The following is a 13,368-nucleotide window of genomic DNA, read 5'->3' as shown; positions in this document are numbered from 1 at the left end:
ACTTTTTGTTTTCAAGACATTTACGTCATGACTATTGTCACGAAAATCCAGAAAAAGGATGCCGTCGCGGAGGCGGCATCCTTCATTCTCCGTTATTTTTTTAGAATCATGGCGCTGTACGGCGGCAGCTTCGCGACGGTTCCGTCGAGCGAGGCGTCCGCAGACGTCGCGAAGGCGAGGGAATCGAACGGTTTCGCTTCCTCCGTCTCGGCGAGATCGACCGACAGCGCGTTCGCGCTCACATTGTGAAGGACGAGCGAGGCGTCTCCGTCCTCCGTCTCCCGCAGGAACGACTCCAAGCCGCCCCCGACCTTCAGCGATCGAAGCGCCCCGCCGCGAAGCGCGACGTCCTTCTTCCGGTATTCGATCAGCCTTCGATAGTGATGGAAGAGCGACGCATCGTCCGCCATCATCTCTTCTACGGAAGCGGCGTCGCCGCCGTTATGCTTCGGGATCAGCCAGGATGCGTTCCCCGGCGACGTTCGGTCTTTCGTCCACGGGATCGGCTCTCGGATGTGCTCGTCCGGCTTCGCGCCGCGCATCCCGATCTCTTCGCCGTAGTAGAGGAACGGGTTCCCAGGCAGCGTCAGCAGCAGCGCCGCCGCGGCGCGCGCTTTCCCTTCGTCGCCGTTCAGGACGGTCATAACCCGGTTCTGGTCATGGTTCGCCAGAAAGATCGAATCGGTGAACGCGCCGCCCGACGCCTCCTCGTAGAGGCCGTAAATCCGCTCTAAGCGGGATGCTACGTTCGCCGACGAGCCCGCGCCAACCATCGAGAGCAACTGGCCCGCCAGCTCGAAATTGAACGCCGAGCTCATCGCGCCGTCGAAGTACGGCGCTACGACGGCGGGCGCGTCCCACACTTCCCCGATCAGCGTCACGTCGGGATTCGTCTCCTCCATGGCCGCCCGGAACTCCTGCCACCAAGCAACGTTCGCTTCCGCCGTCTCCGCCTTCTTCGCGTCGGCCTGCACGTCCTCGTAAATATGCTTCGCGGCGTCGAGCCGAAAGCCGTCGACCCCCAGCTCGAGCCAATACGAACCGATCTTCTTCATCTCCTCGCGAACGGCCGGGTTGTCGAAGTCGAGGTCCGGCATGCCGTCCCAGAAGACGCCCAAATAATGACCGCCGTTGTTCGCGTGCCATGCTTTCCCTGCGCCGGTCGCGCTCAGATCGTTCGCGTTCGTCGCGTCGTCGGCCCACACGTACCAGTCGCGCTTCTCCGACTCGGGTCCCTGAGCGGACGCTAAGAACCACGGATGTTGTACGCTCGTATGGTTGACGACGAGATCCATCAGCACTTTGATATCGCGCTTCTCCGCTTCGCTTAGCAGCCGCTTCATGTCATCGAGCGTCCCGTAGTCGGGGTTCACCGCGTAGTAATCCGTCACGTCGTATCCGTGATAGCTCGGCGACGCGTTGACCGGCATGAGCCAGATGCCCTCCGCCCCGAGCGCTTCGAGATAGTCGAGCTTCTCCGTCACGCCGTTCAGATCGCCTACGCCGTCGCCGTTCGTATCGTAGAACGACCGAACGAATATCTCGTAATAGACGCGAGAAGGCGGTCCGGCATCGGCGGAGGAATCTCCGCCCGCGCAGCCGGCAAGAAGGGCGGCGGCAAGCGCCGCCGCCCCGATCGTTTTCCGAATTTTCATCCCTTCGTCGCCCCCGCCGTAAGTCCTTCGACCAACAGCTTCTGCAGCGCCATGAACAGCACCGTCACCGGAATCGCCGCCAGTACCGAACCGGCCGCGAACAGCGTGAATTCCGTCGAAGTATACGTGTCGACCATCTCGACGAGACCGACGGCCAACGTCCACTGGTCGCGAGCTTTACTTAAGATGAGGCGGGCGAAGATGAAGTCGACCCATGCGCCGGCGAACGTCGTAAGCGCCACGTACGTCATGATCGGGCGCGACAACGGCAGGAAGATGCTGAAGAAAATTTTCAGATGCCCCGCCCCGTCGATGCGGGCCGATTCCTCGAGCGCCTTCGGCAGCGTGTCGAAGTACCCCTTCGCTACGAACATCCCGAGCGCCGCTCCCGCCGTGTATACGAGGATAAGCGCGCCGTGCGTCCCGAGCAGATTGAGCTGCATCAAAATGATATACGTCGCGATCATGGACATGAAGCCCGGGAACATGCCGAGAATCAAAATCGTCGTCATGAGCGTCTTCCGTCCGTAGAACCGGTATCGGGATATCGCGTACGCCGTCAGCAGCTGCACGAGCGTACCGAGCACCATCGAGATCGTCGCGACCTTGATCGTATTCCAATACCATTGCACGAACCGGAAATCCCGGTCTTTCTGATCCTTGAACAAATCCGCGTAATGCTCCAGCGTGAGCTGCTTCGGAATGAGCGTCTCGCTGAACAGCGAATTCCCTACTTTAAAGGAAGACATGATGATCCACAGGGTCGGATAGAACACGCATATCGCGACAAGGATCAACAGCAGGTAGCTGAAGAACAGCTTGACTCCGTTTTTGCTCTTATTCATTGCAGAATATCCTCCTCTTTGAACGACCGAGTGCGTCGGAAATTCAGAATCGAGAAGGACGCGATAAAGATGAAAATCAGGATGCCGACAGCCGAAGCGACGTTATAAATCTGGTTGTCGAGCGTCAGCTTATACAGCCAGGTGACGAGCAAGTCGGTCGTCCCGGCGAATGCATACTCCCCGGTCTTCGGGTCGCCCTTCGTGAGCAGGTAGATGACGTTAAAGTTGTTGATGTTGCCGGCGAACTGCATAATGAGCAGCGGCGCCGTCGCAAACAGCACGTAAGGCATCGTAATGTTGCGGAACTTCTGGAACGCGGAAGCGCCGTCAACCTCGGCGGCTTCGTACAGATCCTTCGGAATCGCGGTGAGAATGCCGAGCACGAGCACCATCGACACCGGCACGCCGATCCACATGTTGACGGCGACGATCGTCACTTTCGCCCAGAACGGATGGATGAGCCAAGGCAGCCCTTCGAGCCCGAGCAGCCGGAAATACTGATTGATCGGACCGAGCTGGGAGTTGAACAGGTTTTTCATGATGAGCAAGGAAATAAATTGCGGGATGGCGTATGGAATGATAAAGATGGTGCGCCACATCCCTTTGAACCGAATGCCCTTCTGCTGGATAAGCATCGCGACGAAGATCCCGCCGAAATAACACGTGACCGTCGCGACGATCGCCCAAATAATCGTCCATGCGAGAACGTTCCAGAACGTATATGCCCATTGCGAATATACGAGCAAGTTGGAGAACGTGCTGAAGCCGACCCAGTCGACGAGATTTTTCTGCGGAATATGATTCGGCGCGGAATAATTCGTGAACGCGATCAAGATCATGAAGACGATCGGCAGAATCGTGAAGAACAAGACGCCGAGCCCCGGAAGCGTGAGGAGCAGGTAAGGGAAGCTCTTCTCTTGCATGCCCCGGATCGATTGTCCGAAGTTCGGCACCGGCTTGCCCGCGTCGCGCAGCTTGCCGTTGCGGTGCGCGTCGCGCACGTTCAAGAACCAGACGAACAGGAAAATCAGAAACGTAATCAGAGCGATCAAACCGTAGATCATCAAGAAAATAGAATGATCTCCGGGCAGCAGCACGGTAAGCCCTTGCGCGTTCTTCCCGAAGCCTGCCGCTTTATCTCCAAGCGTTATCAATCCGCGAATATTCCGAGGGAGCACAACGAAGGTATACAGTAAACCTACGATATAAACGAGGAAAAACAATAAACCTTTCACGTACTGTCTATTAAACCATTGCCCTAATCCCATTACGAAAAGCGAAAGTACGGCGGCCGTTCTGGCGAACGACGTCGTGCCGCCCGATGCCGATCCGGCGCTCGGCGCGCTGCGCTGCTTCATGAACATATCAGCCCCTTCGGTTCATACGATTGGAAATCACCCGCCGGCCAACCCGGCGGGTGATTTCTTCGTTGCTATTGCTTATTTCGCGGTCGCCGCCAAATCTTTCATTTGCTGCACCATGCTGTCGAGCGCCGTCTTCGGATCCGCGTTATCGTTCCAGATCGAGGCGAGCGCCGGGTCGATCGTCGTCCAGTAGTTCGACATCTCCGGAATCGATGGCATCGGCACGGAGTTTTCGAACTGTTTGAGGAACGTCGCCGTGAATTCGTCCGCTTTAATGTCCGGATCTTCCGCGAGAGCCTTCGCCGCCGGAAGCACGCCGGTCATCTGGTAATTTTTCTTTTGGAACTCTTCCGAAGAAGCCATCTGCGCGAAGAGGCGAGCGGCGATCGGGTATTTCGAGTTCGCGTTGACGAAGTAAGCTTTCACGCCGGAGAACGGCTTCATCGGTTGACCGTTCGGCAGCGTCGGATATGTCGTCAAGCCGAGATTCGGAACGATGCTCTTGAACGACTCTTTATCCCATGGACCGCTGGTGTTCATCGCGAGCTTACCTTGTTCGAACAAGCTCTTGCGAACGTCGTCCGTGATATCGCCCGTCTTGAACGGAAGAATTTGATTCAGCGTCTGGTAGAACTTGCCCGCTTCAACCGCCGCTTCGGTGTTCATGCCGATGTCGTTCGGGTCCGTGCCGTTCGAGCCGAACACGTACGCGCCGTAGCCGCCGAAGAAGCCGAAGCTCCAGTAGCCGTTGCCCGCCGGCCACATGTACGCGTATTTGTTTTCCGCCGGTTTATTGAACGTCTTCGCGAATTCGACGACGCCGTTCCAGTCCGTCGGCGCTTCGGGAAGCAAATCTTTGTTGTAGTAAACGGCCGTCGTCTCGACGGAGTACGGATAGCCGTAAAGCACGCCGTCGACCGTGACCGCGCTCAGCGCCGTCTCCGACATTAACGCTTTCGTGTCCGCTTCGAACACGTCGTTCGGCATAATGACGCCCGCCGCTACGGCCGAGCCCGTACGGTCGTGCACCGCCGCGAATACGTCCGCGCCGACGCCCGCAGGACCGTCCGTAATCATTTGCGCTACCGATTTATCCGGACCGACGTCCGACCACTCGACGTCTACGCCGTATTTTTCCTTGAACGCTTTCGCGACTTCCTCGATGAACGCCTTCTGATCGGCGGACTCCCATACGAGCAGCTTCGCGCCTTCCTCGGGCTTCAGCTCTCCCGTATCGGCCGTTTGCTCTGCAGGCGTCTCCGCCGCCGGGGTTTCATCCGCCGGCGCTTCCTCCGTCGTGCCGGCATTGCCGCCGCCGCACGCCGAAACCGCCAATGCCAACACCATAGACGAAGCCATGACGAACCAAGGTTTCTTCATTTTGTTCATTGCGCTTGTCGACCCGCTTTCTTTACAAGATGTAGTTATGCAAACGGTTGTTCACTATATTTTCCCATCGAATGCCGAAAGATGGCTGTTCAATCGTTTTCACAGCACCTGAATGGAAATATGTAAACGCTTTATGCCGGTTTGCTGTTCTGATTATAGCCCAGATGGTAAATCGTTTGCACAAATTGAATTTCCCCATATTTTGCGATATTCAGTCATTTCGATTCGTTTCAAAGCGTAAACCTTATGAATTCTCCCGATTGATTCGTTTTTAACCGATGTTCTGCCCTTCTTTCCCCCGTTTACATTCCGCTCATTCTGCAGTAAGATGAAAAGAAGGTGAAAACGATTGCACACAATGAATTCAACCCTTTAGGAGTTGGTCATCATGACCGTTACTATTAAAGACGTCGCGAAACGCGCCGGGGTCTCCCCCTCGACCGTCTCCCGCGTCATCTCGAACCACCCCCGCATCAGCGAAGAAACCTCCCTTCGAGTCCGAAAGGTGATGGACGAAATCGGCTATCATCCGAACATGATGGCTAAGAGCCTCGTATCTCGGACGACGAGCACGATCGCGGTCATTTTGCCTCGTCCGGCGGACGAGCTGTTCCAAAACCTGTTCTTCTCGGAAGTGATCCGCGGCATCGTCACGCAATCGACCCGGTCCGGGTACGATCTATTGATGGCCACCGGCACGACCGAACGCGAAGAGCTGGAGACGGTCACGCGCCTTGTGAGAGGGCGGCGCGTCGATGGCATTCTGCTTCTGTATTCGAGAGCGAACGATCCCGTCATCGCGATGCTGAAGGAAGCGGACTTCCCGTTCGCCATTATCGGCCGCAACGAGGACTACCCCGACATCCTGACGATCGACAACGACAACGTTCAGGCTTCATACGACGCTACGCGCCATCTCATCTCGCAGGGCCACGAGCGGATCGGCTTCGTGAGCGGCCCCCCGAATTTGATCGTCTCGCGGGATCGACTCGCGGGATATACCAAGGCGGTGCGGGAAGCCCGCTTGCCGGTACGTTCCGATTGGATCGTGGAAGGCGAATTTCTACAGGAAAGCGGATACCGGGCGATGTCGCTGCTCATGGGCTTGCCGGAACGTCCGACCGCTCTCGTCGTCGTCGACGACGTCGTCACGTTCGGCATTCTCTGCGGCCTCGTCGAGCTCGGATACAGCGTGCCGAAGGATATCGCCCTCGTCAGCTTTAACAACATCGTCTTCTCGGAGCTGGCGACGCCTCCGATCAGCAGCATCGATATCGGGATTTACCAGTTAGGATACACCGCTTCCCAAGAATTGATTCGCTTCATTCAACACGAGCATCCGTCCCATGCGCTTCGCCACATCATTCCCCATCGCCTCGTCGTTCGGGAATCCTCGCTACGAAGATCATGAGAAAGCAATTCTACAAACGGCATCGATAGGTGGAAATATTAGGGGGATTTGGCCTTTGGTCGGGCAAATCCCCCTTCTTATGTCCGTTGCAATTCGAACGCAGTCCGCTATAATGAAAACATTGTTCGTTCATCGTGCGTCTATAGATAGAAAGAGTGGGGTGATTCTTCACGATGAGACGTTTGTTTTCTTATGCGTCCGCGCCGATCGTCGCGTTTACGCTCGTCTTGATATTGAAATATTACGGACTGCAATTTTTCATCTTCGACAACTTGAATCCGTTGGATTGCTTGAAGGTGGCCGTTCCTTCGCTTCTTCTGTTCACGATCCCGGTCGAGATTTTCTTCCGGAACGAACGCAAGAAGCTGCTGGCCTACTTCGCGCTGAACGCGATCTTGTCGGCGGCGATGGTATCCGTCATCGTCTACTTCCGGCAGTTCGGCATCGTCGTGACGTACCACGCCTTTATGCAGGCGCACCAGGTACTCGACGTCAGCGACAGTATTTTGGACCTGCTGCAGCCGCTCTACTTGCTCTACTTCGCCGACATGGCGTTGTATCTCGCGCTGCGGCTGTTCCGCTCCGCTCCGAAGTTTTCCGCCGTTCGACCGAACGGTCGTGCGCTCGGCGCGATCTGGGGGCTATCCGCCGCGACGATCGTCGCGTACGGACTGTTCTACGGCTCGCTCTTGAACGAGCTGAAGCAGGCGGAGCGCATGGGCTTGGTCAGCTACGAGCTTCATACGATTTTTACGGGCGTCGCGAACGCCAACGCCGCAGGCGCCGGCGCGGAGCCGATTACGCCGGACGCCGTCCGCTCGGTCAAGAACGTCGAGCTGCCTGCGAGCCCGTACGGCTTCGGAGCGGCCAAGGGACGCAACTTGATCGTCGTACAGTTGGAATCGTACCAAAACTTCCTGATCGGCATGAAGCTCGGCGGGAAGGAAATCACGCCGAACCTGAACGATCTGATCGAAAACAGCTACTACTTCTCTAACGTGTACCAGTCGATCGGGCAAGGCAATACGTCCGACGCGGAATTTATCGTCAACACGGGCTTCTATCCGCCCGCGCAGCAAGCCGCCTCCCAAGCGTACGGCAGCAAGAAGCTTCCAAGCCTGCCTCGCTTATTGGCCGACCGCGGGTACGAGACGTTCACGCTGCACACGAACGAAGTGAAGTTCTGGAACCGGATCCAGATGTATCCGGCGCTCGGATTCGGACGTTACTATGACATGGAGTACTTCGGACAGGATGACATTATCGCGTTCGGTCCGTCGGATGAAGTGTTGTACGACAAGACGATGCCGATCCTCGCGAATTTGAAGGCGAATCATAAGCCGTTCTACGCGCACTTGATCGCGCAGAGCTCGCACCACCCCTTCATTCCCCCGGAATCGAAGGAGATGATCGAGCTGCCCGAGGAGTGGGAAGGCACCGATATCGGCAACTACGTCAAGATGACGAATTACTCGGACCGCGCGCTCGGCGAATTCATCGCCGCGCTGAAGGCCGAAGGCCTCTGGGAACAATCCATGCTCGTCGTGTACGGCGATCATTTCGGCGTATCGGCCCATTCGCTGAAGGAAGACGATCGAAAGCTGCTTGAACAGGCGCTCGGTCATGAATACGACCCGCGCACCGTTCACAACATCCCGTACATCGTCACTGTGCCGGGCTTTACCGACGAAGGCTTCGTCAGCGAGAAGCTCGGCGGACAAATCGACTTCATGGCGACCGCCGCCAACCTGCTCGGCATCTCGCTGTCGAGTCACGTGCAGTTCGGGCAAGACTTGCTGAATTCGACGGACAATATTTTGGGCAGCCGCTTCTATCTGCCGACGGGTTCGTTCTACAACGACGAAATCATGTATATTTCCGGAGAGACGTTCGGCGAGGGCACGGTCATTCCGTTGTCGGTGTCCGACCCGGCGCTCGAAGCGGATCCGATGCTGTATAAGGATGATTTCGTTCGAATCATGCGGCTGCTGCAGATGAACGACGCTTACCTCGAAGCGCTGCCGGAACGGTATTGACGGTCCTTCCAACGCTAACGCAAAGAAACCTCCCGACGTCATTCGGACGTCGGGAGGTTTTTTCCGTTGTTGGGCTTCGCGAACGAGGCGCCGGCGAACACATAGATCAAGAAGAACGAGCCGAGCAGCCAAAACATGCTCGACCTTGACGCGTGCTCGATCCCGAGCCCGCCGAGGTATGGACCGAGAATGCTGCCGACGCTGAAATGGATCGACGCGACGACGTTGGCCGTCGGCAGGCGCCCCTTCGGCAGCAAATCCGCCGCGTATGCAAGCCCCAGCGAGAAGAACGAACCGACGAAACCGCCGGCGAGCGCGAATAAAGCGGCGACCGCGAAAAAGCGGTCGCCCGCCAGCGGCACGCAGGCGAATGCGACGCCGCCGACGAAACCGCACGCAAGCAGCACCGGCCTGCGCCCGATTCGGTCGCTGAGCGTCCCGAGCGGCAGCTGCAGCGCCAGGCTGCCGAGCCCGATCGTCAGCAGCAGCAGCGACACCTGCGCTTCCGGGAAACCGACGCGCAAACCGTAGATCGGGAAGTTGCCGTTCATGGACGCTTCCATATAGCCGTATAAGAACGCCGGGAGCAGCGCGAACCAAGCGTATCGATAGACGGTTCGGACGCCGCCTCCGCCCTTCTCGCCGACCTCTTGGAACGGCTTCGCCCCTGGAAGTCGATAGAGCATCGCCAGCGCCAGCCCCATGGAGGCGGCGATCAGCGCGAACGGCGCCGTCTCGCCCAGCTTCAGCGCGTTCAGTCCCAGAGGACCGATGCTGAAGCCGATGCCGTAGCACATTCCATATAACGAGATGTATCGGCCGCGCCGTTCCGGCGGGCTCGTCGTCACGATCCACAGCTGCGTCGCGAAGTGCAGGGCGCTGTCTCCGATGCCGACGAGCAGCCGGAGCGCGTACCACGCGGCCAGCGTCTTCCAGAACGGGAACGCGAACGAGGCGGCGCCCGCCAGGATCAGGCCGGCGGCGATGACCGGGCGATAGCCGAATCGGGCGACGGGACGACGGATGAAAAACATCGTCGCGAACGTCCCGATATACATCGCCGTCGAGTTCAAACCGTTCATGCCGGCGGAGACGCCCTCCCGCTCGAGCAATACGGTCAACAGCGGGAGCAAGGCGCCTTGGTTATAGCCGGCGGCGATACAGACGAACAATAATACGAATAAATGGCTGGGTTGGAGCGGTCGTTCGCTTGCATTCACTGAAACATTCGCCTCAACTCTTCTAAAGAATAAAACGTCCCCCGCCAATAAACGCCCTTCCGCGCGTGAGCAAGCCCCACCGAACGAACCAGTACCCATACGAGCATAAAGACGGACGCGGGCAGCGCGACCGCCTCGAGTCCTCGTTCGTCGTTAAACTTACGCACATGCCGCAAATACGCGAGGACGAGGAACGCATCCGCGAGCAGAAACAAGACGAGCGCGGGACCCCGGCTCCATAACGGCGCCGTCAACGGCACGGCGAACAGGAGCAATTGTCCGAACATCGCCGCGAGCGCCATCGGTAGACGGTACCCGAATCCCGAATACAAGTTTTTCTCGAGACCGTTCACGGCGTCCGACAACGTCGGGTACCATTCGACCGCGATTCGCTTCGCTCCGGCCATCACCCGCTGCTTCCACCCGCCTCGCTTCACGAGCATGCCGAGCCGGAGATCGTCGTCGGGCCGCATCGACAGCGCTTTATGCGTGCCGATTCCTTCGTACGCTTCCCGGCGCAGCAAATTGAACGCGCCGACGCCGATGCCGTACTTCCGCTGCGTATCGTCATTGCCCTTCCACGGCGGAACGAGCAAACATAAGCTGAATAAGAAATAATGCACGAACGCCCTAAGCCAGAACGTCCGCGCTTCCAGCTTCGGGAGCAGCGTCACGTGGTCGGCGCCCTGTTGCAAGGCGTAGGCCACGGCGTCGCGAATCGCGTTCGGCTCGAACCGGACGTCAGCGTCGGTAAACAGCAAATACGTACCTCTCGCTTGCAGATAACCTTGGTATAACGCGTGGTTTTTCCCGAGCCAACCTTGCGGGAGTTGAGTAATGTGAATGACGCGGAGCGCCGGTCCTTGCTCGGGACGCTTGTCCGACCATGCCTTCAGCGCGTCCATCCGGGCGCCGGTCGCGTCGCTCGAACGATCGTTCACCGCGATAATTTCGAGCCGACCGTACGTCTGCCGCATCAGGTGGCGGATCGTCTCTTGAATGTTCTCCTGCTCTTCCTTCGCGGCGATGACGACGGACACGAGAGGCGGCTGCGCGGGCAGCGGCAGCCCCGACGGGACGTCGCGGATCGTCGGCAATCCCAGCGTCGTGCGGACGTAAACCAATCCCCAGATCAAGCATAACGCGAATGCGACGAGCACTTCGAACATGGGGCCGGCCCCTTCCTTTTGAATAGATGACGATCTTTATTATATGACGTCCCATGCAGGCGCACAAATCGGGCGTCGCATGATTCGACCCTGTTTGGGGAAGCGTATACCACACGAATCGAAGGAAGGAGCGGATGACGATGAAGAAATCGGAACAATCGCGGAAGATCGAACGAAAGGATAGCGACGAGAAGCTCGACGAACGGATGGACGAAGTCGTCCACGCCGTGAAACATACGTTCACGGGCGCGGGCACCGAGCAAGGGAGATTGGGAAAATGAAGTATAGCGACCTTATCGCGCGGGGAACGGTTCCCCGCGGATCCATGCCTCGAGCAGCCTGTTGAACGATTCCGGCTTCGCCAGCGGAGCCCCGTGACCGACATCCGGAATCACGATGCCGACGCTATTCGGACGACTTGCGAGCAACTCGTTCATCGACCGCTTCATGACGTTCTTCTCCCTGGCGCCGACGGTAACGAGGACGTTCGTCTCCGCTTCCGAATAGCCTTCCGGTATCGTGAACGACATGTTTTCCGTCATGACCTCGGCGAACGTCGTCCAGCTCATCTGAACGGTGTCTCGATAGTACCGCTCGAAATCGACGTCCCCGATGTACATCGATTTCGCTTGAAGTTTCGCGAACCATCTCCGCTTGACCAACGGCATGGCTAGCTTCATCGACCGGATCGCCGCGCCGGCGAACGGAACGCCCCCGACCAAGGCGCTGTTGATCATCGCGTCGTGAATGCGCTGCGAGCGCGACTGCAAGCCCAGCATCGCCACGAGCACCTGCGCCCCGAGCGAGAACCCGACGACGATTACGCGTTTCCCTTGCGCATGCGCTTCGATGAATCGCAGCCACCTTCTCGCGCTCGAATCGATAGAGAACGTCTCGTCCCCCGTGACGAGCTCCGGCACCACGCAATCGCAATCGCTGAAATGCCGGACCTGCCGCTCCCACATCCATCCGCCCACGCCGCCGCCGTGCAAGAATAGCAAGAGCTGTCCGTTCGGATTGCCGTATCTATTATAGGAAACCATCTAACTCGCTCCTAACTCCCGTAATATGATGATCGTCTCATCGACTTACGAAGCGCCCGATTCCACTCGCACGACGTCCCAACCGAACGCGGCGGCGAACGACAGCTTCTTGTCGATCCGATCCCGATGCAAGGCGAGATCGAATCCTGACGCACGTACGGTCCACCCGCGCCCGACTTCCTCCGTCTCGATAGAGACGATACTCGCCTCTTGCCGATGCTCGTAATCGAGCGCGTCGGCAAGCCGCAGCACGATCGCAAGCCTTGCCATCAGCCTCCGTTCCGCCCCTCCGTACCGATCCGGTTCGAGCAGCTTCCGTTTCCGATGATTGAGCGCCAGCCACGCCGCCGCTTCGCGTTCGCGCTCCGGCAGCTCCCGCGTGCAAGCGTCGCGTCGGATCAAATACGCGCTATGCAGATGGTGGGTCCGCTCGTCGATATAATGGCCGATGTCATGCGTTAACGCCGCGAAGCGCAGCAGCCCGAGATGCTCGGGCGCGAACCCGGCGAAGGCGCGCACGCCCTCGAACAAGCGCGCCGATAAGCGCTCCACATGCAGCGCATGCTCCCGTTCGAGACCGTATTTGTCCAGCAGCCGCATTCCGAGCTCGCTTGCCGTCGCCAAGTCCATAGTTCCTTCCCGCCCCATGTTTTGGTATAGTTACCCTATCGTTTCAACTCTATTGAACCAAAGGAGACAAGTCGATGTCCAATTCCAACGAACCGACATCCGTCGAACAGCATAGAAGCGAAGCCCCCTCCAGCGTAAGGTGCATGGTGGTCACCGTATCCGACACGCGGACGCCGGAAACCGACAAGAGCGGAGCATTAATGAAAGAACTGTTGCTTGAAGCCGGGTACGAGGTCGTCCGGTACGAGATCGTGAAGGACGAATACGATCAAATTCGGAGCATGATCGAAGCCGCTTCCGCCGACGAGGCGGTCGAAGCGATTTTGTTCAACGGAGGAACCGGCATCGCGCCGCGGGATACGACGTACGAGGCCGTGAGGGACGCTTTGGACAAGGAGATGCCCGGATTCGGCGAAATTTTCCGGTATCTCAGCTTCGCGGAGGATATCGGGCCCGCGGCGATTCTAAGCCGGGCCGTCGCGGGCGTCGTCGGGCGGACGGCCGTCTTCTCGACGCCCGGCTCGAGCGGCGCGGTGAAGCTGGCCATGATGCGCATCATCGTGCCCGAGCTTCGCCATGTCATGCGGGAAATTTACAAAAAATAAG

At 58.2% G+C, this 13,368-nt stretch carries 12 protein-coding genes; 4 read left to right on the top strand and 8 right to left on the bottom strand.

The genetic code is table 11. The features are described from left to right. Positions 1–92 precede the first annotated feature (92 nt). From FE782_RS21355 to FE782_RS21340, 4 genes are all read right to left on the bottom strand, one after another. On the bottom strand, positions 93–1,655 hold the full coding sequence (locus tag FE782_RS21355; protein WP_138196368.1) for an alpha-amylase family glycosyl hydrolase: 1,563 nt from the start codon (positions 1,653–1,655) through the stop codon (positions 93–95). After that, positions 1,652–2,500: a sugar ABC transporter permease gene (locus FE782_RS21350; protein WP_138196367.1), complete on the bottom strand. Its 849-nt coding sequence runs from the start codon at positions 2,498–2,500 to the stop codon at positions 1,652–1,654. The genes FE782_RS21355 and FE782_RS21350 overlap by 4 nt, the downstream gene beginning before the upstream one ends. After that, positions 2,497–3,858, bottom strand: coding sequence for a carbohydrate ABC transporter permease (locus FE782_RS21345; protein ID WP_138196366.1), 1,362 nt, complete (start codon positions 3,856–3,858; stop codon positions 2,497–2,499). Before FE782_RS21345 ends, FE782_RS21350 begins: the two co-directional genes overlap by 4 nt. 81 nt (positions 3,859–3,939) lie before the next feature. Then, positions 3,940–5,253, bottom strand: a complete 1,314-nt coding sequence (locus tag FE782_RS21340; RefSeq protein ID WP_238392597.1) for a sugar ABC transporter substrate-binding protein — start codon at positions 5,251–5,253, stop codon at positions 3,940–3,942. A gap of 388 nt (positions 5,254–5,641) precedes the next feature. Here FE782_RS21340 and FE782_RS21335 point away from each other — a divergent pair, with 388 nt between their 5' ends. Next, positions 5,642–6,664 (top strand): LacI family DNA-binding transcriptional regulator, encoded by a 1,023-nt coding sequence (locus FE782_RS21335; RefSeq protein WP_138196365.1) that lies wholly within the window; start codon positions 5,642–5,644, stop codon positions 6,662–6,664. Between the two features lie 173 nt (positions 6,665–6,837). Beyond that, positions 6,838–8,700: an LTA synthase family protein gene (locus tag FE782_RS21330; protein ID WP_138196364.1), complete on the top strand. Its 1,863-nt coding sequence runs from the start codon at positions 6,838–6,840 to the stop codon at positions 8,698–8,700. Positions 8,701–8,738: 38 nt separating this feature from the next. Here FE782_RS21330 and FE782_RS21325 read toward each other — a convergent pair whose 3' ends face one another. Together FE782_RS21325 and FE782_RS21320 are read right to left on the bottom strand one after the other, a co-directional pair. Continuing rightward, a complete protein-coding gene (locus FE782_RS21325; protein ID WP_238392596.1) occupies positions 8,739–9,920 on the bottom strand; it encodes an MFS transporter in 1,182 nt (393 codons plus the stop codon). Then, complete coding sequence (locus FE782_RS21320) at positions 9,917–11,089, bottom strand: glycosyltransferase family 2 protein (RefSeq protein WP_138196362.1); 1,173 nt, start codon at positions 11,087–11,089, stop codon at positions 9,917–9,919. Before FE782_RS21320 ends, FE782_RS21325 begins: the two co-directional genes overlap by 4 nt. Before the next feature lie 140 nt (positions 11,090–11,229). On the opposite strand from FE782_RS21320, the gene FE782_RS32385 reads away from it, so the two are divergent. Next, positions 11,230–11,370, top strand: a complete 141-nt coding sequence (locus FE782_RS32385) for a hypothetical protein (protein WP_158299489.1) — start codon at positions 11,230–11,232, stop codon at positions 11,368–11,370. 12 nt (positions 11,371–11,382) lie between these two features. Here the strand turns inward: FE782_RS32385 and FE782_RS21315 are convergent, their stop codons facing one another. Further along, the gene (locus tag FE782_RS21315) at positions 11,383–12,132 is read right to left on the bottom strand and encodes an alpha/beta fold hydrolase (RefSeq protein ID WP_138196361.1); all 750 of its coding nucleotides are present in this window, start codon (positions 12,130–12,132) and stop codon (positions 11,383–11,385) included. Between the two features lie 45 nt (positions 12,133–12,177). Beyond that, a complete protein-coding gene (locus FE782_RS21310) occupies positions 12,178–12,762 on the bottom strand; it encodes an HD domain-containing protein (protein WP_158299488.1) in 585 nt (194 codons plus the stop codon). Between the two features lie 74 nt (positions 12,763–12,836). On the opposite strand from FE782_RS21310, the gene FE782_RS21305 reads away from it, so the two are divergent. Then, the gene (locus FE782_RS21305; RefSeq protein ID WP_138196359.1) at positions 12,837–13,367 is read left to right on the top strand and encodes a MogA/MoaB family molybdenum cofactor biosynthesis protein; all 531 of its coding nucleotides are present in this window, start codon (positions 12,837–12,839) and stop codon (positions 13,365–13,367) included. The last annotated feature ends 1 nt before the right edge of the window (position 13,368 follow it).

Source organism: Paenibacillus antri (assembly GCF_005765165.1).
Lineage (GTDB): Bacteria > Bacillota > Bacilli > Paenibacillales > YIM-B00363 > Paenibacillus_AE > Paenibacillus_AE antri.
This window is presented reverse-complemented; position numbering and strand designations above follow the sequence as displayed.